15 protein-coding genes, 1 pseudogene and 1 riboswitch are annotated in these 25,252 nt (G+C 73.6%); of the genes and pseudogenes, 4 read left to right on the forward strand and 12 right to left on the reverse strand.

All coding sequences use genetic code 11. The features are described from left to right. Together ACWDCZ_RS30370 and ACWDCZ_RS30375 are read left to right on the forward strand one after the other, a co-directional pair. A pseudogene (locus ACWDCZ_RS30370) lies at positions 1 to 97 on the forward strand (ABC transporter ATP-binding protein); the annotation flags it as partial. A gap of 48 nt (positions 98 to 145) precedes the next feature. Continuing rightward, entirely contained in the window at positions 146 to 2,701 is a 2,556-nt protein-coding gene (locus ACWDCZ_RS30375) for an ABC transporter permease (RefSeq protein WP_449817495.1), read from the forward strand. A gap of 177 nt (positions 2,702 to 2,878) precedes the next feature. Here the strand turns inward: ACWDCZ_RS30375 and ACWDCZ_RS30380 are convergent, their stop codons facing one another. The 7 genes from ACWDCZ_RS30380 to ACWDCZ_RS30410 all read right to left on the reverse strand — a co-directional run bounded on the left by ACWDCZ_RS30380 (position 2,879) and on the right by ACWDCZ_RS30410 (position 11,158). Next, the gene (locus tag ACWDCZ_RS30380) at positions 2,879 to 4,246 is read right to left on the reverse strand and encodes an NAD(P)/FAD-dependent oxidoreductase (RefSeq protein WP_049651966.1); all 1,368 of its coding nucleotides are present in this window, start codon (positions 4,244 to 4,246) and stop codon (positions 2,879 to 2,881) included. Between the two features lie 428 nt (positions 4,247 to 4,674). Beyond that, entirely contained in the window at positions 4,675 to 5,616 is a 942-nt protein-coding gene (locus tag ACWDCZ_RS30385) for a Ppx/GppA phosphatase family protein (RefSeq protein WP_449817496.1), read from the reverse strand. Continuing rightward, positions 5,613 to 6,284, reverse strand: coding sequence for a DUF501 domain-containing protein (locus ACWDCZ_RS30390; RefSeq protein WP_079271855.1), 672 nt, complete (start codon positions 6,282 to 6,284; stop codon positions 5,613 to 5,615). The genes ACWDCZ_RS30385 and ACWDCZ_RS30390 overlap by 4 nt, the downstream gene beginning before the upstream one ends. After that, positions 6,256 to 6,777, reverse strand: coding sequence for an FtsB family cell division protein (locus tag ACWDCZ_RS30395; protein ID WP_449817497.1), 522 nt, complete (start codon positions 6,775 to 6,777; stop codon positions 6,256 to 6,258). Before ACWDCZ_RS30395 ends, ACWDCZ_RS30390 begins: the two co-directional genes overlap by 29 nt. A gap of 94 nt (positions 6,778 to 6,871) precedes the next feature. Then, positions 6,872 to 8,158, reverse strand: coding sequence for a phosphopyruvate hydratase (gene eno, locus ACWDCZ_RS30400; RefSeq protein ID WP_049651968.1), 1,287 nt, complete (start codon positions 8,156 to 8,158; stop codon positions 6,872 to 6,874). 360 nt (positions 8,159 to 8,518) lie between these two features. Next, entirely contained in the window at positions 8,519 to 9,424 is a 906-nt protein-coding gene (locus ACWDCZ_RS30405) for a LysM peptidoglycan-binding domain-containing protein (RefSeq protein ID WP_074001297.1), read from the reverse strand. Between the two features lie 5 nt (positions 9,425 to 9,429). After that, positions 9,430 to 9,599, reverse strand: a riboswitch (cyclic di-AMP (ydaO/yuaA leader). A gap of 221 nt (positions 9,600 to 9,820) precedes the next feature. Continuing rightward, positions 9,821 to 11,158: a cytochrome P450 family protein gene (locus ACWDCZ_RS30410; protein WP_074001296.1), complete on the reverse strand. Its 1,338-nt coding sequence runs from the start codon at positions 11,156 to 11,158 to the stop codon at positions 9,821 to 9,823. A 288-nt stretch (positions 11,159 to 11,446) separates the two neighbouring features. On the opposite strand from ACWDCZ_RS30410, the gene ACWDCZ_RS30415 reads away from it, so the two are divergent. Further along, positions 11,447 to 11,869, forward strand: a complete 423-nt coding sequence (locus tag ACWDCZ_RS30415) for an SDR family NAD(P)-dependent oxidoreductase (RefSeq protein ID WP_049651970.1) — start codon at positions 11,447 to 11,449, stop codon at positions 11,867 to 11,869. 4 nt (positions 11,870 to 11,873) lie between these two features. On the opposite strand, the gene ACWDCZ_RS30420 is transcribed toward ACWDCZ_RS30415, so the two are convergent. From ACWDCZ_RS30420 to ACWDCZ_RS30435, 4 genes are all read right to left on the reverse strand, one after another. Further along, positions 11,874 to 12,917 carry a MazG family protein gene (locus ACWDCZ_RS30420; protein ID WP_241852759.1) on the reverse strand — a complete coding sequence of 348 codons (1,044 nt, stop codon included), beginning with the start codon at positions 12,915 to 12,917 and terminating at the stop codon, positions 11,874 to 11,876. A gap of 2,187 nt (positions 12,918 to 15,104) precedes the next feature. After that, positions 15,105 to 16,754 (reverse strand): protein kinase domain-containing protein, encoded by a 1,650-nt coding sequence (locus ACWDCZ_RS30425; protein WP_449817498.1) that lies wholly within the window; start codon positions 16,752 to 16,754, stop codon positions 15,105 to 15,107. Beyond that, positions 16,751 to 17,416: a hypothetical protein gene (locus tag ACWDCZ_RS30430; protein ID WP_449817499.1), complete on the reverse strand. Its 666-nt coding sequence runs from the start codon at positions 17,414 to 17,416 to the stop codon at positions 16,751 to 16,753. Before ACWDCZ_RS30430 ends, ACWDCZ_RS30425 begins: the two co-directional genes overlap by 4 nt. A 305-nt stretch (positions 17,417 to 17,721) precedes the next feature. Continuing rightward, positions 17,722 to 19,887, reverse strand: a complete 2,166-nt coding sequence (locus ACWDCZ_RS30435) for an N-6 DNA methylase (protein ID WP_449817500.1) — start codon at positions 19,885 to 19,887, stop codon at positions 17,722 to 17,724. A gap of 244 nt (positions 19,888 to 20,131) precedes the next feature. Between ACWDCZ_RS30435 and ACWDCZ_RS30440 the strand changes: the two genes are divergently transcribed. After that, positions 20,132 to 20,722, forward strand: a complete 591-nt coding sequence (locus tag ACWDCZ_RS30440; protein ID WP_449817501.1) for a DUF4352 domain-containing protein — start codon at positions 20,132 to 20,134, stop codon at positions 20,720 to 20,722. Between the two features lie 121 nt (positions 20,723 to 20,843). Here ACWDCZ_RS30440 and mfd read toward each other — a convergent pair whose 3' ends face one another. Further along, positions 20,844 to 24,473 carry a transcription-repair coupling factor gene (gene mfd, locus ACWDCZ_RS30445; protein WP_074001293.1) on the reverse strand — a complete coding sequence of 1,210 codons (3,630 nt, stop codon included), beginning with the start codon at positions 24,471 to 24,473 and terminating at the stop codon, positions 20,844 to 20,846. Positions 24,474 to 25,252 lie beyond the last annotated feature (779 nt).

The raw sequence follows: 25,252 nt of genomic DNA on the forward strand, positions 1-25,252 counted from the left end.
CGCCGACGGCCGCATCGTCGACGAACTCCACCAGCCCACCGCCGACACCGTCCTGGACCGCATGCGCCGCTTCGACGCCAAGGGCCGCACCAGCTAGTCCGGCGCAGCAGTCGCAGCCCGCTCACCGACCTTCCCAGGACACCCCATGTATCGCACCGCACTGCGCAACGTGCTGGCCCACAAGGGCCGGCTGCTGATGACGGCCCTGGCCGTCATGCTCGGCACCGCCTTCGTGGCCGGCACCATGGTCTTCTCCGACACCTTCGGCAAGGCCATGCGGGACAGCAACTCCAAGAGCTACTCGGACGTCTCGGTCCAGGTGGTGGACCGCGCGGCCGGCTCCAACGCCTCCGCCCGGCAGAAGAGCGAGGGCGGCTCCGCCACCCTCACCGACGCCACCGTCCAGCAGCTGGCCGCCCTGCCGGGCACCGCCGGCGCCCGCGGCGTGGTCAGCGGCTTCACCGGCGTGGCCGACAAGAAGGGCAACCTGATCGGCCAGGTCTGGGCCGCCAAGGGCGCCAACTTCGCGCCGGGCCAGGACGGCAAGGACCCGCGCTACCCGATGGCCGAGGGCCAGGGCCCGAAGGCCGCCAAGGAGGTCGCGCTCGACCGCAAGACCGCCGACAAGGCGGGCTACAAGGTCGGCGACACCGTCCGGGTCGCCGCCAACGGACCGGTGATCGAGGCGAAGCTCACCGGGATCTTCACCACCGACGACCCGGTGGTGAACACCGGCGGCTCGCTCACCCTGTTCGACCGGGCCACCGCCCAGCAGACCCTGCTGGAGCCCGGCCGCTACAGCAGCGTCGTGCTCACCGCCAAGCCCGGCACCAGCCAGGACGCGCTGCTCGCCCAGGCCCAGCCCGTGGTGCCCTCCGGCCACCAGTTCGACATCGAGACCGGCGCCAAGCTCAAGGCCGACGAGCAGGAGATGATCACCAAGGGCACCAGCAGCATGCGCACGATGCTCCTGGTCTTCGCCTTCATCTCGCTCTTCGTCGGCATCTTCATCATCGCCAACACCTTCACCATGCTGGTCGCCCAGCGCACCAAGGAGCTGGCCCTGATGCGGGCCATCGGTGCCAGCCGCAAGCAGGTCACCCGGTCCGTGCTGATCGAGGCGCTGCTGATCGGCACCGTCTCCGCGGTGGCCGGTCTGGCCGCCGGCATCGGGATCGGCGCCGGGATGCAGTCGCTGATCGGCGCGATGAACGAGAACATGCCGAACGGCTCGCTGGTGATCAAGCCGCTCACCGTCGTGGTGACGGTCGTGGTCGGCGTCCTGGTGACGGTCACGTCGGCCCTGCTGCCCGCCATGCGCGCCTCCCGGATCGCCCCGGTGGCCGCGATGAGCAGCGGCGACCAGCCGGTCTCCCAGAAGAGCCTGGTGGTCCGCAACACGATCGGCTCGGTGCTCGCCGGCGGCGGCCTCGCCCTGATCGGCTACGGCGCCTCCACCGGCAACGACAGCGGCCGGCTGCCGGTCGGCCTGGGCGCCTTCCTGGCCCTGATCGGCGTGTTCGTCCTGCTGCCGCTGCTCTCCCGTCCGGTGGTCGCGCTGGTCGGCCCGCTGCTGCGGCTCGGCGGCACCCCGGGCAGGCTCGCCCAGCGGAACGCGGTGCGCAACCCGCGCCGGACCGCGGCCACCGCCGCCGCGCTGACCATCGGTCTGACCCTGGTCACCGGGCTCACCGTGATCGGCGCCTCGGTCAACGACACCATCGACCGGGCCGTCACCGGCTCGATGAAGGCCGACTTCATCGTCGGGGCCGCCAACGGCATGAGCCTGTCCGCGCAGGTGCCCGCCCAGATCGCCAAGGCCCCCGGGGTGGCCGCCTCCTCGGCGATGACGACCGCGTACTGGGAGCTCGACGGCACCAGCAGGACGGTCAACGGCCTGGACGCCGCCGTCCTGGACCAGCTCGCCGACGTCGAGCTGACCAGCGGCTCCACCGCCGGCTTCGGCCAGGGCCAGCTGCTGCTCGACGAGGACGCCGCCAAGAAGCTGAACGCCACCACCGGCTCGGTGCTGACCGTGGCCTACCCGGACGAGTCCACCGGCAAGGTCACCGTCGGCGGCGTGTACAAGACCGGCGGCATGCTCGGCCCGGTCATGCTGGCCAACAGCGAGATCGCCAAGCACGAGCCGAAGCCGTACATCTCCGACGTCCTGGTCAAGGGCAAGGACGGCGCCACCGACGGCCTCAAGCAGGCCCTCAAGGACGCCACCGGCGCCAACCCGGTGATCGAGGTGAAGTCCAAGCAGGACGTCCGGGACGAGTTCAGCCAGACCATCACCTTCGCGCTGAACCTGATGTACGGACTGCTGGGGATGGCGGTCCTGATCGCGATCCTGGGCGTGGTCAACACGCTGGCGATGTCGGTCTTCGAGCGCAAGCGCGAGATCGGGATGCTGCGGGCGATCGGCCTGGACCGCGGCGGCATCAAGCGGATGGTCCGTCTGGAGTCCGTGGTGATCTCGCTGTTCGGCGCCGGCATCGGCCTGCTGCTCGGCTGCTTCATCGCCTGGGCGATCAACGGCACCCTGAAGTCCAGCCTCTCCGGCCTGACCACGGTCCTGCCGTTCGGCCAGCTGGCGCTGTTCCTGGCGCTGGCCGGGGTGGTCGGCCTGGTGGCCGCGATCTGGCCGGCCCGCCGGGCGTCCAAGCTGGACATCCTTGAGAGCATCAAGACCGACTGACCGGTCCCGCAACGAGAGAGGTCCCCTGCCGGAGGGTTCGGCAGGGGACCTTCTACTTCTGTACTCCGCCCGGTCGCACGGCCGGCTGAGCACCACGGAGGTCGTGGTCCGGCAACGCTGCCGGGCGGAGAGCCTCCGACTCATACCCCGGTGCTCCCACACCGGGGTCTCAGTCGCTTACTTGCTGGCGAGTTCCTTGTCGGCGGCCGGCTTGGCGGCCTCGACGGGCTTGGTGGGCGGAGTGACCTCCTGGATGGGAAGCTGCGGCTTCTCCATCTGGGCGAGGCCGACCATCTCGCGCTTGAGGAACATCGCGAGGGTCCAGTCGGTGAAGACGCGGACCTTGCGGTTGAAGGTCGGCACCATCGCACCGTGGTACAGGCGGTGGAACCACCAGGCCGGACGGCCCTTCAGCTTGTACTTGCCGAAGAGGATCGCCACGCCCTTGTGCAGGCCGAGACCGGCGACCGCACCCAGGTTCTTGTGCTTGTACTCCTTCTGCGGGAAGCCGCGCATGCCGGAGATCACGTTGTCGCCGAGGACGACGGCCTGACGGCTGGCGTGCTGGGCGTTCGGCGGGCACCAGGCGCCCTCGCCCGCGGCGAGGTCCGGCACCTGGGCGTTGTCGCCGGCGGACCAGACGTAGTCGAAGCCCTGGACCTGGAGGGTCGGCGCGGTGTCGACGTGGCCGCGCGGGCCCAGCGGCAGGCCGAAGTTGGCCAGCACCGGGTTCGGCTTCACGCCGGCCGTCCACACGATGGTGGAGGCGTCCATCTCCATGCCGTTCTTCAGCATGACGTGGCCGTCGACGCAGGAGTCCATCGAGGTCTCGATGTAGACCTCGATGTTGCGCTCCTCGAGCTTCTCCTTGGTCCACAGACCGAGGTCCGGGCCCATCTCGGGGAGGATGCGGTTGGCCGCCTCGACCACCACGAAGCGCATGTCCTCGCGGCTGACGGTCTTGTACAGCTTGGCCGCGTCGCGGGCCATGTCCTCGACCTCGGCGACGGTCTCGATGCCGGCGAAGCCGCCACCGATCACCACGAAGGTCAGCGCCTTGCGGCGGATGTCCTCGTCCGTGGTGGACTCGGCCTTGTCGAGCTGGGCCATGACGTGGTTGCGGAGGCCGATGGCCTCCTCGACCGTCTTCATGCCGAGGCCGTTCTCCGCCAGACCCGGGATCGGGAAGGTGCGGGAGACCGAGCCGGTCGCGACGACCAGGTACTCGAAGGGCAGCTCGTAGCTGTCACCGGCCGCGGGCTGGATGGTGGCAACCTTGCGGGCGTGGTCGATGCCGGTGACGGACCCGGTCAGCACCTCCGCCTTCTTCAGGGTGCTGCGCAGCGGCGCGATGAGGTTGCGAGGCGCGACACTGCCGCCGGCCGCCTCGGGGAGGAAGGGCAGGTACGTCATGTACGACCGCGGGTCGACGACCGTGACGGTCGCTTCGCCGTAACGCATCTTCTTGAGGATGCGCATCGCGGCATACAGGCCGACGTAACCACCGCCGACAATGAGGATGCGAGGACGCTCCGTGGTGCTCATATCCGAAAGTATCCAGCACCGTCCGGAGCAGCCTTCGTGAGCCCGGTCACAAGTTGACGGACCCCCCGTGCTACACTGCGCGGCCGCAAAACCGGGCCCGGCGCGGTGACCCCCACCCCTGGGCGGCCCCGCGCGAACGCACGGCGGAGCACCACCGGCCTGAGCAGCAACGATCCGCACAACGCCCGGGTTCCCGCACGTGATTTCGATTTTCAAACCTCAAACGAGGCCTGACCTGCGATCCCATGGGCCACCCGGCCGACGGGCCTTCGGTCCCACATTTCGGACGTAGTGGGCGGGCCGGTGCGGCGAATGGCCGGATCCCCATGTGAAGAAATTCACGAACTTTCCCACCCGCGCTCGGGCGCGCCCCGGCCCCGGCCCCCCGAAAGGGGTGCCGGGGCCGGTCGGGTAAGCCCCGCACGGGGTCAGGAGGCGATACCGAAGGCGATTCCGTCCAGGATGTCGTGCTCGCTCACGACCACCTCGGCGGCGCCGGTGCGCTCCATGATCTCCAGCAGTTCCAGCGCCCCGGCCGCGATCACGTCCACCCGGCCCGGGTGCATCGACGGGATGGCCGCGCGCTCGGCGTGGGTGGCGGCCAGCAGCTCCCGGGCGATCCCGGCGACCCGCTCCCGGCTGATCCGCGAGTGGTGGATCGCCGCCGAGTCGTAGCCGGGCAGGCCCTGGGCGATCGCGGACACCGTGGTGACCGTCCCGGCCAGGCCCACCAGGGTGGCCGCGCCGGTCAGCGGGACGACCTCCTCGGCCCGGTCCAGCTCGGCCCGCACGTGCGCCCGGGCGGCCTCGACCTGCGCCTCGGAGGGCAGCTCGGCGTCGCCGAAGTACCGCTCGGTGAGCCGCACGCAGCCGATGTCCACCGAGCGCGCCGCCTGCACGTCGTCCGTGCCGAGCACGAACTCGGTGGAGCCGCCGCCGAGGTCGAACACCAGGTACGGGCCGGGGAACTGACCGCCGGTCAGCTCCTTGGTGGCGCCCACGAAGGACAGCCGCGCCTCCTCCTCGCCGCTCACCACCTCGGGCTCGACGCCCAGGATGTCGCGCACGCCCTTGACGTACTCGTCGCTGTTCTCGGCGTCCCGGGAGGCGCTGGTGGCGACGAAGCAGACCCGCTCGGGGCCGACCCCGAAGCCGGAGATGACCTCCTGGTACTCCCGGCAGGCCGCGAAGGTGCGGGCCAGCGCGTCCGGGTGCAGCCGGCCGGTCCGGTCCACGCCCTGGCCCAGCCGGTTGACGATCATCCGGCGGTCCAGGTCGGTGATCTCCCCGGTCTCCGGGTCGAGGTCGGCGACCAGCAGGCGGATCGAGTTGGTGCCGCAGTCGATCGCGGCCACCCGGGTCGCGCTCACTCGGACTCCCGCTCCGCCGCGGCGTCCTCGGCGGCCCGCTTCTTCGCGGCGCGCTCGGCGGCCTTCTGCTGCTTGGCGGCGATCACGGCCTCGTGGTCCTGCTCCTTGGCGCGGTTGCGGGCGACCCGCTCACCGGCCGCCTCGACCTCGGCCGGGGAGACGCACGGGCCCTTGGCCCACCAGTCCTCCAGCATGCCGATCGCCTCGTCGCCGAGCGGGTTGACGCCCTCGCCGGCCGCCAGCGAGTGGCCGACCAGCACGTGCAGGCACTTCACCCGGTCCGGCATGCCGCCGGCGCTCGGGAAGCCCTCCAGCACCTCGATCGCGTCGCGCCGGGCGATGTAGTCCTCGTGCGCCTTCTGGTAGGCGGCGGCCAGCTCCGGGTCCTCGGCGAGCCGGGCGCTCTGGTCCTTCATCACGCCCTCCGCCTCCAGGGTGCCGATCAGCGAGGCGGCCTTGGGGCAGGTCAGGTAGTAGAGCGTGGGGAACGGCGTGCCGTCCGGCAGCCGGGGAGCCGTCTCCACGACGTCCGGGTTGCCGCAGGGGCAGCGGTGCGCCACGCCGCGCAGGCCGCGCGGCACCCGGCCGAGCTGGGCGGCGATGGCCGCGACGTCGGCGTCGGAGACGGTGGGGTGGTTCTCAGTGGTCATGGGGGGAGGTGTCTCCAACGGGGGACGGTGGGAGGGGAAGGGGGGTGGCGGGGGCCGCCGCGGCGGTGTCGGCGGCGTCCACCGAGTCCCAGATGCTGGCGTACCAGGGCTTGGCGGCCTTCGCCTGGCCGGCGGCGCCGCCGGGCGCCGCGTTCGGCCCGGAGGCGGCCCCGCCCGCGGACGAGGAGGTCCTGGCGGAGCCCTGGCCGGCCGGGTCCACCGCGATGTACGGGGTCTCCCCCGGCACCGCGTAGTGCAGCCGGGCGCGGGCCTGCGCCTTGACGTACTCCGGGTCCTGCCAGCGGGCCTTCTCCCGGCGCAGCTGCTCGACCTGCTGGCGCGCGTGGTCGGCCTTCGCCCGCTGGGCGGAGATCTCGGCGCGCTGGGAGATGAACTGCCGCGTCGGGTAGGCGAGGATCGCCACCAGCGAGCAGAGCACCAGGACGAGGACGGTCGCCCGGCTCGTGAACCGGGGCCGGGCCGCCAAGCCCGGGATCCTCCAGCCAGCCATCTCCCGTATCCCCTCCTGGTCGCGACGGTGCCCCGCCGTCCACCCTACGGGGTGAACGGCGGGGCACCGGTCAGGCGTGCGCTACCGGGAGCGCTCAGCCCTCGTGGCGGAAGCGCGGGAAGGCGCCGCGGCCGGCGTACTCGGCGGCGTCGTCGAGGATCTCCTCGATGCGCAGCAGCTGGTTGTACTTGGCGACGCGCTCGGAGCGGGCCGGGGCACCGGTCTTGATCTGGCCGCAGTTGGTGGCGACGGCCAGGTCGGCGATGGTGACGTCCTCGGTCTCGCCGGAGCGGTGCGACATCATGCAGCGGTAGCCGTTGCGCTGGGCCAGCTCGACGGCGTCCAGGGTCTCGGTCAGCGAACCGATCTGGTTCACCTTCACCAGCAGCGCGTTGGCGGTGCCGGTCTCGATGCCGCGGGCCAGACGGGCCGGGTTGGTGACGAACAGGTCGTCGCCGACCAGCTGGACCTTGTCGCCCAGCTTGTCGGTCATGGCCTTCCAGCCGGCCCAGTCCGACTCGTCCAGCGGGTCCTCGATGGAGACCAGCGGGTAGGCGGCGACCAGCTCGGCGTAGTACTCGATGAGCTCGGCGGCGGTGAGGTCCTTGCCCTCGAACCGGTAGGCGCCGTCCTCGTAGAACTCGGAGGAGGCGACGTCCAGGGCCAGCGCGACGTCACGGCCGGGCACGTAGCCGGCCTTCTCGATGGCCTCGACGATGAGGTCCAGGGCCTCGCGGTTGGAGTCCAGGTTCGGGGCGAAGCCGCCCTCGTCGCCCAGACCGGTGGACAGGCCGCGCTCCTTCAGCACGCCCTTGAGCGTGTGGTAGACCTCGACGCCCCAGCGGACGGCCTCGGAGAAGGACTCCGCACCGATCGGGGCGATCATGAACTCCTGGATGTCGACGTTGGAGTCCGCGTGCGACCCACCATTGAGGATGTTCATCATCGGGACCGGCAGGACGTGCGCGTTCGGGCCGCCCAGGTAGCGGAACAGCGGCAGGTCGCTGGCCTCGGAGGCGGCGTGCGCGACGGCCAGCGAGACGCCCAGGATGGCGTTGGCGCCGAGCGAGGACTTGTCCGGGGTGGCGTCCAGGTCCAGCATGGCCTGGTCGATCAGGCGCTGCTCGGTGGCGTCGTAGCCGACCAGCTCCGGGCCGATCTGCTCGATGACGGCCAGGACGGCCTTCTCGACGCCCTTGCCGAAGTAGCGGTTCTTGTCGCCGTCGCGCAGCTCCAGCGCCTCGAAGGCACCGGTGGAGGCACCCGACGGGACAGCGGCACGACCCGTGCTGCCGTCGTCGAGGCCGACCTCGACCTCGACCGTGGGGTTGCCGCGGGAGTCGAGGATCTCACGGGCTACGACGACATCGATGGACGGCACGAGGCATCTCCTTGCGAGAGCAGGGTCCGGTCTGACGGTGGTGCTGCCAGCAGGACGATTGCGGAGTCGTTACGACCAGAGCCTAACCGCCCGGGCTGCCGTGGCCGCGTCGGCCTCGGTCCCGTCTCACCGTGTGGCCCTGCTACCCACCGGTAGTTCACCTGCTTGTCCCAGCTTGTCCCACCGGAGCGGGCGAATGCGGACGAAGGGGACCGGTAGGACCGGCCCCCTTCGGACGGCGGGGTGGAGCGGCGTCGGCGCCGAGCGCTCCGGCGCGGCGGCGGGCGCCCCCGGCGGCGGGTGCTCCCCGCTTCGGGGCACCACCGGCCGCGGGGCGCTGCCGGCGTCGGGTGGGGCGGCTCAGCCGAGGTGCAGCACCTGGCCGGGCATGATCAGGTTCGGGTCGCCGCCGACGGTGGAGTGGTTCTGCTCGTACAGCGCGCTCCAGCCGCCGGACACGCCCTGGGCGGCGGCGATGGTCGACAGGGTGTCACCGGCACGGACGGTGTAGTCGTGGCCGGCGGCCTGCGGGGCCTGCTGCGCGGCGCGCGGGGCGTACTGCGGCTGGGCGGCGGCCTGGCCGGCGTACTGCTGGTAGACGCTCTGGTGGCTGGTCCAGTACCAGCCGCCGTTGTTCTGGTACCAGTACACCTTGGCGTCGGCGTCCCAGCCGGCCTTGCCGGAGAAGCCCGGGGTCTGCGGCTGCGCCTGCTGCTGCGGGGCGACCTGCTGGACCGGCTGCGCGGCGGGCTTCTGGGCCGGCTTCTGGGCGGCGGGCTTCTGCGCGACCGGCTTCTCGGCCGGCTTGGCGGCGGGCTTCGGGGCCTGCTGCTTGGGGGCGGACTGCGGCTTGGCGTCCGAGGAGGTGTCGACCGAGGCCGGGGCACCGCCCTTGGTCAGACCGGCCTTCTGGGAGCAGACCGGCCAGGCGCCCGGACCCTGCGAGGCCAGCACCTTCTCGGCGACCGAGATCTGCTGGGCCTTGCTGGCCTGGTTGGCCTGCGCCGCGTAGGCGGTGCCGCCGTACGCCTTCCAGGTGCTGGACGTGAACTGGAGGCCGCCGTAGAAGCCGTTGCCGGTGTTGATGCTCCAGTTGCCGCCGCTCTCGCACTGGGCGACGGAGTCCCAGGTGGAGGCCGGGGCGGCGGAGGCGCCGGTGGCGGTGAGGAGCGGCATCGCGAGTCCGACGCCGGCCACACCGGCGACGGCGATGGCCTTCTCGGCCTGGGTGCGACGACGGTGACGGCCAGTTCCAACGAACAGCATGAAGAGGTCCCTCTCCGTACGCCTGCGAGGTGAGCTGTCGGGTTCGGACCGGGAGGTGGCCCGGCCGCCGTACGCGGAAACGATTTCCGCTCGGGCGGCTTCACCCCAAGCCGTGGGGAGACGGCAACAAACCTGGTTCCCCCGCCCCTGCCCAGGGTTCTGGTCGGTTTCCCGTGACGCGGCGGGCAGGATTCGGCGTTCCGCGTACGAGGTCCGCAGCTGCGAACTCCAGGGAGAGTAGACAGATCATCAGACCAATCACAAGCTCATATCACCGATATCACACAACAATTACGGCCCGTGTCCGATCGCCTACCAACAGCGGCGTTATGTCCGGATTGATGGGTGTTCACACCCCCGTCGGCGGGCGATCGGCGACGTCCCGTCAGCGTGATCTCAGCAGGTCGGAGGCGTCGAAGAGGCATCCGGAACGGGGTGCGGAGGGGCGTGCGGGGAACGGCTCTCCGGGCTGAATTCCACCGGGAGTTCGCGCAGGCCACGCATGATCAGACCACCCCGCCAGCGCAGATTCTCCGGGCTTTCCGCGAGCCGCAGATCGGGCAGCCGGGAAAGCAGCGTGGCCAGCGCGGCACGCCCTTCGAGCCGCGCCAGCGGAGCGCCGATGCAGTAGTGGATGCCGTGCCCGAAGCCCAGGTGGGGGTTGTCCTTCCGGGCCAGGTCCAGGGTGTTCTCCGCCGCGAACCGGGCCGGGTCGCGGTCCGCCGCGGCCAGCACCACCAGCACCGGGTCGCCGACCGGGATGTCCACCCCGCCGATGGTCAGCGGACGGGTCGCGAACCGCCAGGTCGCCAGCTCCACCGGCCCGTCGTAGCGCAGGAGTTCCTCGATCCCGGTCTCCAGCAGCGCGCTCTCCCCGCGCACCACCGACTCCTGCAGCAGCCGGCGCTGCTCCGGATTGCGCAGCAGCGCGTAGGTGCCGTTGCCGATCAGGTTCACGGTGGTCTCGAAACCCGCGAACAGGAGGATGAAGGCCATCGCCGCGGCCTCGTTCTCGGTCAGGTGCTCACCGTGGTCGCCGGCCCGGATCAGGCCCGAGATCAGGTCGTCCCCGAGGTCCGCCCGCTTGCGGTGGATCAGCTCCAGCAGGTACGCCCGCATCCGCTTCACCGCCCGCCCCACGCCGCCGCGTTGGCCCCCGCCGTGGCGGATCATCATCCCGGCCCAGTCGCGGAAGTCGTCCTGGTCCTCGGCCGGCACCCCGAGCATGTCGCAGATCGCGTAGATGGGGAGCGGGAACGCGAACTCGTGGATCAGGTCCGCCGAACCGCGCTGCGCGAAGCCGTCGATCAGCCGGTCGGTGAGCTGCTGCACCCGCGGCTCGAACTCGGCCACCCGGCGCGGGGTGAACGCCTTCGACACCAGCCGGCGCAACCGGGTGTGGTCCGGCGGGTCGATGTTCAGCAGGTGGGTCATCAGGTCCGCCTGCCGCTCCCCCGGGATGCCCACCCGGCCGGTGCGGTGCGCCTGCCCGCTGTGGTGCGCCGGGTTCTTCGACAGCCGGCTGTCCGCGAGCGCCTGCCGGGCGTCCGCGTACCTGGTCACCAGCCAGGCCTCCACCCCGCTCGGCAGGGTGGTGCGGTGCACCGGGGAGTGCTCGCGCAACCAGGCGTAGGCGGGGTACGGGTCGGCGGCGAACTCCCAGGTGAACAGCTGCGGGGCGGGGGCGTCGGACGACGGGGCGGCGGGCCGGGCGGGGACGGGCTGAGCTGGCATGGACCGACCGTATCCGGTGCGACGGGCGCGCCCTCCCTCCGGCGGGGCGCCGCTTCCCCGCCGCTCCTCCGCCGCGCTTCCGCAACCGGACGCGTCGGGCGCGCCAACACTCCGTTGACGTCCCGTGGCCGGTCCGTGGACAGCTCTTGGCCGACTCTTGGCCGCGGGGCGGGCGTGAGCCTGGTCACCTGAGGGGTAATCCCTGTTGCGGAGGGTCAGGACGTGCCTACGATCCTCCGCAGTACGCGTGGGCGCCGGTGCGGTGTCGCCCACAGGGAGGAGCAGACCATGCGGGTCAGCGGGTCAGTCGTCGTCATCGCGGTCCTCGACGGCGGGTCGGGCGCGGGCCTCGCCCGCCGGTTCGCCGCCGCCGGCACCGCCGGAATGCTCATCGCCGACCAGTACGCCGGCATCGCCGAGGACCTCGCCGCCGAACTCGACCGGCCGGGCTGCCCCGTCGTCGGCGTCTGCGGCGACATCCGCCGCCCCAGCGACGTCGCCGCCCTCGTGGACACCGCCGAGAAGCACCTCGGGCCGATCGACCTGTTCGCCGTGGCCGGCCCCGACGGCGAGCGGATCATCTCGCTGGCGGACCTGCCCGACCACCTCGACCTGGAGCGGCTCGCCGAACTCGTCCTCCTCGTCGGCGAGGCCATCGGCGAACTCGTCCCGCCGCAGCGGCGCCCCGAGCGCACCGCCACGGCGGCCTGAGCGCCTACTCCCCGACCGGACCGAGGCCCTCGGCCGCGCGCACCGCGTCCCGGTAACCGCGCGCGGCCGACCGCAGCGCGGCGTCCACGTCCACCCCCGCGTCGTGCGCCCGCTGCACCACCGCGAGCAGCAGCCGGCCCGCCGAATCGGCCGTCAGCTCGGCCGGCAGCCCGTACGCCTCGTCCGGCACCCCCGTGAAACCCGCCCGGCGCACCCGCGACACCAGCTTCGCCGCGTACGCCAGCGAGGGCAGCCCGGCCGGCACGCCGTCCAGCACCGACTCGCGGTCCGCCTTCTCGGCCGCCTTCAGCTGCTCCCAGTTCGCCTCCGCCTCCGTGGCGCCCTCGACCTCGACGTTCCCGAACACGTGCGGGTGCCGGTACATCAGCTTCTCGACGATGTCCCCGGCCACGTCGTCGACGGTGAACGGCTCCGTCGGGTGGTCCTCGGCGATCCGGGAGTGGAAGAACACCTGGAACAGGACGTCGCCCAGCTCCTCGCGCAGCGTCTCCCGGTCCCCCGCCTCGATCGCCTCGACCAGCTCGTACGCCTCCTCGACCAGGTACTTCACCAGGCTCTCGTGCGTCTGCTCGGCGTCCCAGGGGCAACCGCCCGGGGAGCGCAGCCGGTCCATCACCGTCACCAGGTCCAGCAGCCGCGACCCCGGCAGGTCGTACGAGCCGGGCAGCACCTCGATCTCCGGCACCTCGCCGGCGTGCTCCACCGCCAGCCGCGCCAGCGCGTCGGTCAGCCCCGGGTCCCCGTCCGGGCTGCCCAGCCACACCGTCGGCCCGGCCCCCGCGGGCTGCCCCGTCAGCAGCCGCGCCAACGCGGGCGCCGACCCGGCCGGCACCGCCTCCACGACCACCCCGGCCTGCCGCACCGCCGCCACCTGCGGATGCCCCTCGTCCCCCACCAGCACCCGCCCCGCCGACCGCAACGCCTCCCACGCCGGCCACGCCAGCAGGCCGGGAGCCACCCGGTGGGTGGTGGTCAGCAGGATCAACTTCGCGCCCGGAGTCTCCGTCGGCACAGCATTCGTCGTCACCCCCCGAACCTACCCCCGCACCCCCACCCCGGGCCGGGCCGGGAAGCCACCACCCCGCTGTCCCCACCCCGCCCGCACGAGCACAGAAAGTCGACCCGGCCGACTTCCCACTTCCCCAAACCGGCCAGACCACCATCCCCGAGGCCCCCCACACACCCACGCGAGCACAGGAAGTCGACCCGGCCGACTTCCCACTCCCGCACACCGGCCCCGGTTCCTCAGCCCCAGCTGGACCGCCAACCCGAGACCCCCACCCCGCCCACATGAGCACAGGAAGTCGACCCGGCCGACTTCCCACTCCCGCACCCCCGCCCCGCGCCGGGAGGCTCCGCCCAGGGAAACACCACACCCACACGGTCGTCCGGCGGCCGGTAAGCCCGAGCTGCAACCAGCCACGACGGACGCCGTCCAGGGCCGTCCAGGGCAGCGCGGGAAGCCGCCGCCCTACTGACTTCCCACGCCCCAGCCCCGCCACCTCCCACCACGCCCACACGAGCACAGGAAGTCGACCCGGCCGACTTCCTACTCCCGCACCCCCACCCCGCGCCGGGAGGCGCCCGCCCAGGGAAACACCACACCCACACGGTCGTCCGGCGGCCGGTGAGCCCGAGCCGCAACCAGCTACTGGAGACGGCATCCCAGGCAGCGCGGAAAGCCAGCCTCAGCCGCCGCTACCCGACGCCCCAGCCCTGCCGTCCCCCACCACGCCCGCACAAGCACAGGAAGTCGACCCGGCCGACTTCCCACTCCCAGCCGCCCCGCACCGGTCGGCGCCCGCACGGGGGAACGCCACGCCCACGCGGTCGTCCACCGTGTGGTGGGCCAGAGCCGCAAGCGGCCACGGGGGACGAGGAGCGCTGGAAGTCGATCCGGCCGACTTCCCACTCCCAGCCGCCCCGCACCGGTCGGCGCCCGCACGGGGGAACGCCACGCCCACGCGGTCATCCGGCGGCCGGTGAGCCCGAGCCGCAACCGGCGACGGAGGACGGCGCCCAGGAGGGGCAGGCGCCAGGTGCTGTCGTGGCGCTTGCCGCCGGCTGGCGTGACAGCCGACAGCATGCGCCAGCCACCTGCCGTCACACGGCGCCTCGAACCCGGCCCGGCGCAGCCGACGGACTCAGCCGCCTTGCAGTCACCGTGACGGCCCCAACAGCGCGGAGCCACCTCCCGGCATGACAGCCGACGGCACGCCCCGGCCGCCAACCGTCACACGGCGCTCCGGATTCGAACCGGTGCAGCCGACCGGACCCGACCCCCGTGCGGGCCATCGCGACGAACCCAACGATGCGAGCCGCCGGTCGGCATGACGCTCCTGACCACCAGCCGCCGCATGCCGCTCCGAGCCCCGCACGGCACGGCGCGGCACGGCCGACCGGACCCGCTCCCGTTGCGGGCCGTCAGATGCGAGCCGTCGATCGCCGCCCGCGACCGGTCCACGTCACGGCACGGTGCTGCCCGGTCGACGGCAGCTGAGGCGGCCGCTCCCCCGTCCCAGTGCGTGCCAGTCCCGAAGCCGCACTCCTGCGGCAGACGGCTCCGGTCGTCCAACGGCGGGCGGCCGGATCCATGGAGCCGCCGCTGCCGCACCGGCAGCGGCGGCTCGGTCCTGCCCCACAGGTCGTCCGGCACCGACCACGGCGGTCCCCTCCCCTTGCCTGCCCGATGCCCCGCTCGCTCAGCGGCGGGTGCCAGGGGCGGCGGTGAGAGTACGGGTGAAGCGGTCCCCTCCCCACAGCCCGCCCGACACCCCGCCCTCTCAGCGGCGGGATGGGAGCCAGGGGGCGGCGGTGAGGGTGAGGGTGGAACGGTCGCCTCTCCACGGCCCACCTGACGAGCCGCTCCCTCAGTGGCGGGGCGGGAGCCAGGGGTGGCGGTCGGGGTGAGGGTGGCGCGGTCTCCTCCCCTTGCCTGCCCGATGCCCCGCTCGCTCAGCGGCGGGGTGGGGGCCGGGGAGTGGCGGTGAGAGTGAGGACGAAGCAGTCCCCTCCCCACAGCCCACCCGACGCCGCGCCCCCTCAGAGACGGGGCGCGGTCCAGGAAGCGGCGGTGAAAGTGAGGGTGAAGCGGTCCCCACCCCACGGCCCGCCCGACGAGCCACCGCCTCGGCGGGATGGGAGCCAGGAGGTGGCGGTGGGGGTGAGGGCGAAGCGGTCTCCTCCCACACGGCCCGCCCGACGAGCCGCCGCCTCAGGGGCGGGGCGGGGGCCAGGGGGTGGCGGTGGGGGTGAGGGTGGAGAGGGATTGGCGGAGGCGGCGGACGGTGGGGTGGTGGGGGCCGTCGCGGCGTTCGCGTTCGAGGAGGAGGGGGAGGAGCCACTGCCAGGCGTTCTGGGGGTCTCCGGTGGCGGCGAGGTGGAGGCCGATGCGTTCGCGGAGGTCGTAGCCGCGCTCGGGGTCGGTGTCGAGGCCGGATTCGAGGCGGGTGGTGTGGGCGGTGAGGAGGGCCTGGTACTCGGCGAGGGCTTCGGGGCCGTGGCCGAGCCGGTCGAGGCAGATGGCGGCGCGGTAGCGGTGGTCGAGGCCCTGGGGTCCGTGCGGGCCGCCGTCGGCGGTGGCGGCGAGGCGGCGGTACTCGGGGAGGGCCTGCTGGGGGTGGCCCTCGTGCAGGAGGGTGCGGGCGTAGATGCTGCGGATGGTGCGCACCAGGGGTGCGGCGTCGCCGAGTTCGGCCTCGGCCCGGGGCAGCAGACGGGCGGCGAGGCCGAGTACCTCGGTGTGGCGGCCGGCGTCGACCAGGTCGGAGAGCCGGGCGCACTCGGCGCCGAGGTCCGGGCCCGCGGGAACGGGGGCAGGCGTCGGAGGGGTCGAAGGCGCGGGCGGGATGAGGAAGGGTCGCGGCTCGGAGCGGACCACCGACGGCGGGGCGGCCGGGGCAACCGGGGCGGCCGCATCGGCCTGCGGCTGGTGCGGGTAGCGGAAGGGCCGGGCCGGGTCCGGCAGCGGGGTGTAGCGGGGCTGCGGGGCGCCGTCGGCCGGGGGCAGCAGCGGGAGCAGCCGCGCGTACACGGTCCGGGCGTCGGCCGGGCGGTCGGCGGGCTGCTTGGCGAGCAGGTCGAGCACCAGCTGTTCCAGCGGCTGCGGCACCTCGGGGCGCAACTCCCGCAGCGGGACGGGCGGTTCGTCGACGTGCCGGCGCAGGACGCCGAGCGCGGTGGGGGCCCGGAACGGCTCCTCCCCGGCCAGCATCTCGTGCAGCAGGCAGCCGAGCGCGTAGAGGTCGCTGCGCGGGTCGGTGGTGGCGGCGAGGGCCTGTTCGGGCGCCATGTAGGAGGGGCTGCCGACGGGCACGCCGGTGAGGGTGAGCCGGGTGGTCTCGGTGTCGAGGGCGGTGGCGATACCGAGGTCGAGCAGGACGGTGCGGCCGTCCTCGCGGACCATGACGTTGCTCGGCTTGAGGTCGCGGTGGACCACCGGGATGGCGTGGACGGCGGCCAGCGCGGTGCACAGCTGCGCGGCGACGGCCGCCGCGCGCTCGATCGGGAAGGGCGCGTCCTCGGCGATGAGGTCGGCCAGGTTGACGCCGGGGATGCGCTGCATGACGAGGTAGAGCTCGCCCTCGTCCTCGCCCGCGTCGAAGACGGTGACCAGCCCGGGGTGGTCGAGCGCGGCCGTGACCCGGCACTCACGCAGGAAGCGGCGGCGCAACTCGTCACCGTGGCGGGCCCGTTCGCCGCCGGAGCCGGTCCCGCCGGGGACCAGGTGCTCGGGGCGGAGCAGCTTGACCGCGACCGGACGGTACAGCCGTTCGTCCTGGCCGGCCCAGACCTGGCCCATGCCGCCGTGGCCGATCTTCTCGGTGAGCCGGTAGCGGCCGGCGATCAGCCGGGTGGCGGTCACGGCCGGTCCTCGCGGGCCTGGCGGCGCAGCAACTCGCCCAGCTCGCGCAGGTCGTGGGCGGTCTCGGGGGCCGGGGTCACCGGGCCCTGGGCGGCGGGAGCGGGCACGCCGTACCCCGGTACGGTCGCCGCGTACGGCGAGACGTCGGGCACCGCGTACGGCGAAACGGCCTGCGGCACGCCCGACGGTACGGCCTGCGGCGCCGGCCGCCCGGCCAGCCAGACCGCGCGGCTGTCCATCACCAGGAAGTGCGCCGTCGGCAGGAGCCAGAGCACGGCCAGGGTGATCGAGCCGGTGGTGTCGGCGGCCGGATTCTTCAGGGTGCCCGCGATCCCGGCGGAGACGATCATGGTGAGCAGCAGCGCGCAGAACACCGCCGCGCCGAGGATGTCGTACGCTCGTCGGCGCCGGACCGCCAGCAGCAGCGAGGGGACGGCCCCGAGCAGACCGAAGGTGAGCAGCGGGGCCAGCGCGCAGAGCACCCGCGCGACCACCCCGAACCGCCCGGGTACCGGAGCCTGTCCGGCCACCGCCACCGGCCGGGGCAGCCCGCCCGGCCGCCCGCCCGGCACCGTGCCCGGCGCGTACCCCGGCCCCGGCCCCGGCCCGTACGGCGCTCCGCCGGGCGGCGGTCCGAACTGCCCGGGGTACTGCCCTGACATGCGCGCTCCTGAGCTGGTGAGGACCGGCACCGACGGACGGTGCGAACGGCTGCGCCCACCGTACCGCCAGGCCCGGTCGCCCCGGAGGGCTTCCGTCCGCCTGCTGCCGCATCGGTATCACGCCGGTACCGCGCCGGTACTGAGCCGTGGTCACCTCCGGAACGGACCCCGCCCCACCTGGGGACACCGCCGCCCACCGGAGCGGGGCGCGACGCCGACCCGAGGACGGGCCCCGGGGCGGGACCGGTCGTCCACGTCGGAGCCGCACGCCGCCTCGGGGTGCGTGCACCGCTGGGAGGTGTGCCCTACTCCGGCGGCGCCAGGGCGCCGGTCGCCAGGGCGTCGGTGGCGGCCCGGGCGAGGCCGCGGCCGAGGGCGGCGGCCTGGGTGAGGGCGGCGTCGAAGGCGGCGAGGCGGGCGAAGGCGGTGCCGAGGCGGTGCTGGGCGGGGAGGGGGAGGCGGGGCAGTTCGACGCGGCGGATGTCGAGGCGGGCGGTGGTGGTGGCGTGGCTGGCGGCGCGTCGGGTGCCGGCGGTGGAGCGGAACTGGCCGGCCAGGAACTCGGGGTCGAGGGCGGCGGGGTCGGGCCGCAGGAGGTGGAGTTGGCGGCCGAGGGCGGCGCCGACCAGCGGGCCCTCGGCGGGGACGACCCGGGCGGTGCCGCCGCCGAGGGCGGGGACCAGGACGTCGCCGGGGCGGGTGCGGACGTCCCCGGCCGGGCCGGGGCCGGTGGCGAGGACGGCGCTGGGGGCGGCTCCGGTGGCGAGGTCCTGGTCGGTGACGACGGGGGTGCCGCCCGAACCGGCCGGCCGGGTGGCGGCACCGGTGCCGGAGGAGTACACCTCCAGCGCGCCGCCGCGGACCAGCTCGCCGATGGTGACCACCCCGACGGGCGCGGCACCGGAGGCACTGTCGGTCGCGGCGCCCGGCCGCGGCAGCAGCGTGACCGGGTCGGGCAGGTCGGCCAGCAGTTCGGCGAGCCGGCCGCCGAGGTGGGAGAGTTCGGCCGCGCCGCCGAGCGGGGCGGCGGGCGGGACGTGCCGGGCCGGGGAGAGGTCGGTCTCGTCGTCGAGCAGGTCGATGGCGGCCATCACCCGGTGGACGCCGGGGCGGTCGGCGGGGACGGGCAGGCCCTCGCGCGCGGCGAGGTCGAAGCCGCGCCAGGCGTCCAGGACGGTGCGGCGCAGCCCGGTCCAGTCGACCTTGTCCCGGCCCCCCTCGGCGGCCTGCGCCCCGGCGGCCCCGCCCGGTCCGGTGGGTGCCGGGCCGGAGGCCGACGCCCCGGCGTCCAGCATCAGCACCTGGCGGAAGTCGCTTCCCGGCAGGGGCGCGCGCAGCACCCACAGGTGCAGCGGGACGCCGTACGGCGGGGCGGCGCCGGCCGGCAGCGCGATGACGGCCCGCAGCGCGCCGGAGCGGAGCAGTTCGGCCCGGATGCGGCGGCCGGCCCGGCGGGCGGCGACGGTCGGCGGGAGCAGCAGCGCGGCGAGGCCGCCGGGGCGGGTGTGGGCGAGGCAGTGCAGCACCCAGGCGAGTTCGGACTCGCCGCGCGGCGGGACGAGCCCGCCGGGCCAGCGGGTGTCGTACTGCAGCTCGTCGTGGCCCCAGTCGCGCTCGTTGTACGGGGGCTGGCAGAGCACCGCCTCGAAGGTGTCGCCGGGGAAGCCGTCGGCGCGCAGGGCGTCGCCGGCCCGCAGGTCGAGCGGCAGCGGGCCGGGCTCGTCGGCGGGGGTGTGCAGGGCGATCCGGAGCCGGGCGAGGGCGGCGGCGACCGGGTCGGCGTCCTGGCCGTAGCGGCCGGTGGTCGGCGGGTGGGCGAGCAGGACGGAGCCGAGGCCGACGGCCGGGTCGAGCACGGTGGCGGGGACGCCGGCGACGGCGGCGAGCAGCTCGGCGGCCTCCGGCGGGGTGGGGCTGAGCTGGCGGGTGTTGGCCTCGGCGTACCGGGTGAGCAGCTGCTCGTACGCGCCGACCGGGCCGGCCTGGGCGGCGAGTTCGGCGAGCAGCCGGGCGAGGTCCAGCTGGGTGCTGCCGAGCAGGCCGGGGAGGCCGAGGGTGCGGGCGCCGTCCGGGCCGAAGGCGTGCACGGCGGTGCCGGCGACGGCCCGGGGCAGTGCGAGGGCGAGCCGGGTGTCGGGCCGGTCGGCGAGTTCGGCCCACTGTCCGGGCTCGCGGTGCAGCAGCAGGAGCAGGGCGCCCGCCTCGACCAGCGGGGCGGCGGGGTGGCCGGCCGGGTCGCGGAGGGTGTCGACGAGCTGCCAGACCCGCTCCAGCAGCGGGAGTTCGGCGATCTTGCCCTGGGCACGCAGCCAGGACTCGACCTCGGCGAGCGCGAAGGCCGGGCTGGCGTCGGTGCCGCCGACCGGGCGCGGGAAGTCGGGGTGGCGGCGGCGCCAGTTGCTGACCGCGGCCCGGCCGACGCCGGCCAGCCGGGCGATCTCGGCGGCGGTCACTTCGGGACGGTCCGGCACGGGGGCTCCTTCGGTGGGGGCTGCGACCGCACGGCGGGCGGGGGCTGGGCGCCGGGCCGGGGGTGGGCGGCTCGGGGCTGTGACCGCACAGCATAGCGACGCGCCCCTCGATCCCAGTTCACATGTGAACAGAGCTCTTTTGTGAAATCGCATTGACATGGTTCACGCCCGAGTGGTGTGATCTCTCCGTCGCCACCGAACGGGGGCGGCGCCAGGAAGACCACCGATCACCGGGAGAACACCCATGTCCGCGACCCCCCGCCGCCGCACCGCCTCCCTGCTGCTGGGCGCCGCCCTGATCACGCTCACCGCGACGGCGTGCAACTCCACCGGCGGCCCGTCCGTCGCCACCGAGCCCAAGCAGAGCGCCGCCGCGAGCGCGCCCGCCGGCGGCGGCAAGCCGGCCGACGCCCCCAAGGTGGCGCAGGTCGGCGACACCATCCCGCTCAAGGGCAACGACCCGGCCGACACCGCCGAGGTGACGCTGGTGAAGGTGGTCGACAACGCCGAGGCCGACAACGAGTACATCCACCCGGCCGACGGCAAGCGCTTCGTCGCGGTCCAGTTCCGGATCAAGGCCAGCGGCAAGAAGGCCTACAGCGACGCCCCGGGCAACGGCGCCAAGGTGCTGGACGCCCAGGGCCAGGCCTTCGGCACCACGGTCGCCGACACCAAGGCCGGCCCGAGCTTCCAGGTCCCGGCCACCATCGCCCCCGGCGAGAGCGCCCTCGGCTTCGTCACCTTCGAGGTCCCGAAGGACGTCAAGCTCGACAAGGCCCAGTTCGGCCTGGACAGCGGCTTCGCCCCGCAGACCGGCCAGTGGAAGATCGGCTGACAGCCCTGTTCACAGCCGCAGCCCCGCCCCGCTCAGGCGGACGGACAGGCAGGCGGACAGAAACGGAACGGCGGCCCCGGGCAGAGCCCGAGACCGCCGTGGACCACCCGAGGGGCGGACGCTACTTCTTCGCCCCCGCCAGGTCGTCGAACATCGCCGACAGGAACTCGCTGCACCAGCCCAGCAGCTCCCGCCCGACCAGCGGCTTGCCGCCGATCCGCCCGGTGCTCGGGCGCGGCACCAGCAGCTGCTGGGCCGCCGCCTTCACCTGGCTGCGCGGGTAGAGCCGGTTCAGCCGCAGCTGCTGGGACTCCCGCAGCTCCACCGGCCCGAAGCGCACGTTGGAGCCCTGGAGGGTGATGTCCGAGATCCCGCACCGGCGGGCGTACAGCCGCAGCGCCGCGACCAGCAGCAGGTTCTCCACCGGCTCGGGCAGCTTGCCGTAGCGGTCCACCAGCTCGTCCCGGACCTGCTGGATGTCCTCCTCCGAGTTGACCGCGGCGATCGAGCGGTACGCCTGCAGCCGCAGCCGCTCGCCGGGCGCGTAGTCGTGCGGCACGTGGGCGTCGACCGGCAGCTCGATCTTCACCTCCAGCGGCTCCTCCTCCGCCTCCCCGCCGCCGGCCAGCGACTCGCGGAACTCCGCCACCGCCTCGCCGACCATCCGCATGTAGAGGTCGAAGCCGACGCCCGCGATGTGCCCGGACTGCTCGCCGCCGAGCAGGTTGCCCGCGCCGCGGATCTCCAGGTCCTTCATCGCGACGTACATGCCCGCGCCCATCTCGGTGTGCTGGGCGATGGTGGCCAGCCGCTCGTGCGCGGTCTCGGTGAGCGGCTTCTCCGGCGGGTACAGCATGTACGCGTAGCCGCGCTCGCGGCCTCGGCCGACCCGGCCGCGCAGCTGGTGCAGCTGGGAGAGGCCGAAGGTGTCGCCGCGCTCCACGATCAGGGTGTTGGCGTTGGAGATGTCGATGCCGGACTCCACGATCGTGGTCGACACCAGGACGTCGAACTCCTTCTCCCAGAAGTCGACGACGACCTTCTCCAGCTGGGTCTCCCCCATCTGCCCGTGCGCGGTGGCGATCCGCGCCTCGGGCACCAGGTCCTTCAGCCGGGCGGCCGCCTTGTCGATCGACTCCACCCGGTTGTGGATGTAGAACACCTGGCCCTCGCGCAGGAGTTCACGCCGGATCGCGGCCGAGATCTGCTTCTCGTCGTACGGCCCGACGAAGGTCAGCACCGGGTGCCGCTCCTCCGGCGGGGTGGTGATGGTGGACATCTCGCGGATGCCGGTGACCGCCATCTCCAGGGTGCGCGGGATCGGGGTCGCGGACATGGTGAGCACGTCCACGTTGGCGCGCAGCTTCTTCAGCTGCTCCTTGTGCTCGACGCCGAAGCGCTGCTCCTCGTCGACGATGACCAGGCCGAGGTCCTTGAACCTGGTCTCGGAGGAGAACAGCCGGTGGGTGCCGATGACGACGTCCACCGAGCCCTCGAACAGCCCCTCCAGGACGGCCTTGGCCTCGCTGTCGGTCTGGAAGCGGGACAGCGCCTTCACCGTCACCGGGAAGTTGGCGTAGCGCTCGGCGAAGGTCGAGAAGTGCTGCTGCACCAGCAGCGTGGTCGGCACCAGCACCGCCACCTGCTTGCCGTCCTGCACGGCCTTGAACGCGGCCCGCACCGCGATCTCGGTCTTGCCGTAGCCGACGTCGCCGCAGATCAGCCGGTCCATCGGGACGGACTTCTCCATGTCGGACTTGACCTCGGCGATGGTGGTCAGCTGGTCGGGCGTCTCCGCGTACGGGAAGGCGTCCTCCAGCTCGCGCTGCCACGGGGTGTCCGGGCCGAAGGTGTGGCCGGGGGCGGCCATCCGGGCCGAGTACAGCTTGATCAGGTCGGCGGCGATCTCCTTGACCGCCTTCTTGGCCCGCTGCTTGGTCTTCGCCCAGTCCGCGCCGCCGAGCCGGTGCAGCGTCGGGGCCTCGCCGCCGACGTACTTGGTGACCTGGTCGAGCTGGTCGGTCGGCACGAACAGCCGGTCGCCGGGGTGGCCGCGCTTGGCCGGGGCGTACTCCAGCACCAGGTACTCGCGGGTGGCGCCCTGGACGGTGCGCTGCACCATCTCGACGTACTTGCCGACGCCGTGCGCCTCGTGGACGACGTAGTCGCCGGCCACCAGCGCCAGCGGGTCGATCGCGTTGCGGCGGCGCGAGGGCATCCGGCGCATGTCCTTGGTGGAGGACTTCTGGCCGGACAGGTCGGTCTCGGTGATGACCGTGAGCTTCAGGTCCTCGTCGACGAAGCCGTGCTCGATCGAGCCGCAGGAGACGTGGACGACGTCCCGGGTGGGCGCCTCGGCGAGGTCGGCGACGAGGCGGGCCGGGATGCCCTCGTTGCCCAGCACCTCGGCGAGCCGGGAGGCCGGGCCGTGGCCCTCGGTCACCATGACGACCCGCCAGTCGGCGGCCAGCCGCTCCTTGGCGTCGGCGATCGCCCGAGCGGTGTCGCCCCGGTAGGCCTCGACGGCGTGCATGCCGAGGGTCAGCGTGTTGGCGTCGAACTCCAGGATGCCGTCGACGGTCGACTCGCTGGTCGCGAACGGGCTGACCGACCACCAGGGCAGCCCGATCTCGGCGGCGTGCTCGCGCACCTCGGCGAGCGAGCGCAGCGAGGCGGCGGAGACGTCGATGGCCTCCAGGTCGATCGGCCGGTCCCCGCCCGCCGCGGCCGCGACCCAGGACGCGTGCAGGAACTCCTGGCTGGTCGCGACCAGGTCGGCGGCCCGGGTGCGGACCCGCTCCGGGTCGCAGACCACCGTGACGGAGCCGAGCGGCAGCACGTCCAGCAGCAGCTCCATGTCGTCCACCAGCACCGGCGCCAGCGACTCCATGCCCTCGACCGCGATCCCCTCGGCGATCCGGTCGAGGATCTCGGCCAGCCCGGGGTGCTCGGCGGCCAGCTCGGCGGCCCGGGCCCGCACCTCGTCGGTGAGCAGCAGCTCCCGGCAGGGCGGCGCCCACAGGCCGTGCTCGGCGATCTCCAGCGAGCGCTGGTCGGCGACCTTGAAGTACCGGACCTCCTCGACCTCGTCGCCCCAGAACTCCACCCGCAGCGGGTGCTCCTCGGTCGGCGGGAAGACGTCCAGGATGCCGCCGCGGACGGCGAACTCGCCGCGCTTCTCGACCAGTTCGACGCGCGCGTAGGCGGCGGCGGAGAGCCGGCGGGCCACCTCCTCCAGGTCGTACGACTCACCGCGCCGGACGGCCACCGGCTCCAGCTCGGCCAGCCCCTTGACCTGCGGCTGGAGCACCGAGCGGACCGGGGCGACGATCACCTGGACCGGCCCGGCCGCCGGGTCGTCCGCCCTCGGGTGCACGATCCGGCGCAGCACGGCCAGCCGGCGCCCGACGGTGTCCGAGCGGGGCGACAGCCGTTCGTGCGGCAGGGTCTCCCAGGCCGGGAACTCGGCGACGGCGTCGGCGGGCAGCAGCGAGCGCAGCGAGGCCGCGAGGTCCTCGGCCTCCCGGCCGGTCGCGGTGACGGCGAGCACCGGACGGCCCCGTTCCCCGGCGGCCTGCCCGGCGAGCGCGCGGGCCAGCGCGGCGATGGCGAACGGCCGGGCGGCGGGCGGCCCGACCAGGTCCAGGTGGCGGCGTCCGCCGGCCGCGGCTCCGGTGGCGGTGGCCGCCTCGATGGCCTCGGCGAGCGCCGCGTCCCGCGCGACGACATCGAGCAGTCCGGTCAGACTCATCTGGGGTCTCTTCTTCGTCCCGTGGCTGGTGCTGTCCCGGGGCGGCGAAGGCCCGCCGGGGCAACGCGAACGGCCCGGCACGCCGAGCGGCCGGGGGTCTCCAGCCTACGCCGCGGCACGGACACGCACGCGGTCCACGGCTCCGGCGGGGCCGGACCCGAGCCGGACCGGGGGCCACGCCAGGACCGCGCCGGGGCCGTACCGGGGCCCGGGGCGTCGGCCCCCGCCCGGCCCGCCCCCCAAGTTTTGTCAGGAACACATCCGGGAACGAACGGCTGGACGGACCACCGGTCCGGCCGGTGGACGAACCGACCGGAACCCGCACCGAACCGGGCACGGCCATCCGCCACGAACTGGACATACTCCTGTCACTGGCCGTCCATGGAGATCGCGCACCATGGTGAACGTGCCCGCCGCACCCAACCGTGGGGGATGGCTGTGGCGGCACTGTCGCACCCCCGATGGGGGTCGGAGGTGCGAGGCCGGGCGGCCCTGGGTGGGGGCGCCCGCCCAAGCGCCGGGAACCGTGGCGCCCTTTCCTGGAGGGCGCCACGGGTCTCGGCCTCTTTCGTTCCCGGGGCCTACCCCGTCGGCCGCCGTCCTATCCCGAACCCGGCCCCCTGTTCCGCCCCGCCCCGCCCCGGCACGACCGGCACCCCGGCACGACGAAGGCCCCGGCCCGCCCTTGGGTTCTAACGGTCTTCGCAACACCCGCGATCTGTGGGAGTTGCGAGGACCGTGGGCGTTAGGCGCGATGATCTTGCTGAGTTGCGGGAGCG

It is taken from the genome of Kitasatospora sp. NPDC001225, assembly GCF_053597855.1.

Excerpts from the sequence above, each read along its gene's own strand:
- ACWDCZ_RS30375 (WP_449817495.1), top strand. The coding sequence starts at position 146 with ATGTATCGCACCGCACTGCGCAACGTGCTGGCCCACAAGGGCCGGCTG.
- ACWDCZ_RS30380 (WP_049651966.1), bottom strand. The coding sequence starts at position 4,246 with ATGAGCACCACGGAGCGTCCTCGCATCCTCATTGTCGGCGGTGGTTAC.
- ACWDCZ_RS30395 (WP_449817497.1), bottom strand. The coding sequence starts at position 6,777 with ATGGCTGGCTGGAGGATCCCGGGCTTGGCGGCCCGGCCCCGGTTCACG.
- ACWDCZ_RS30405 (WP_074001297.1), bottom strand. The coding sequence starts at position 9,424 with ATGCTGTTCGTTGGAACTGGCCGTCACCGTCGTCGCACCCAGGCCGAG.
- ACWDCZ_RS30410 (WP_074001296.1), bottom strand. The coding sequence starts at position 11,158 with ATGCCAGCTCAGCCCGTCCCCGCCCGGCCCGCCGCCCCGTCGTCCGAC.
- ACWDCZ_RS30415 (WP_049651970.1), top strand. The coding sequence starts at position 11,447 with ATGCGGGTCAGCGGGTCAGTCGTCGTCATCGCGGTCCTCGACGGCGGG.
- ACWDCZ_RS30430 (WP_449817499.1), bottom strand. The coding sequence starts at position 17,416 with ATGTCAGGGCAGTACCCCGGGCAGTTCGGACCGCCGCCCGGCGGAGCG.
- ACWDCZ_RS30440 (WP_449817501.1), top strand. The coding sequence starts at position 20,132 with ATGTCCGCGACCCCCCGCCGCCGCACCGCCTCCCTGCTGCTGGGCGCC.
- mfd (WP_074001293.1), bottom strand. The coding sequence starts at position 24,473 with ATGAGTCTGACCGGACTGCTCGATGTCGTCGCGCGGGACGCGGCGCTC.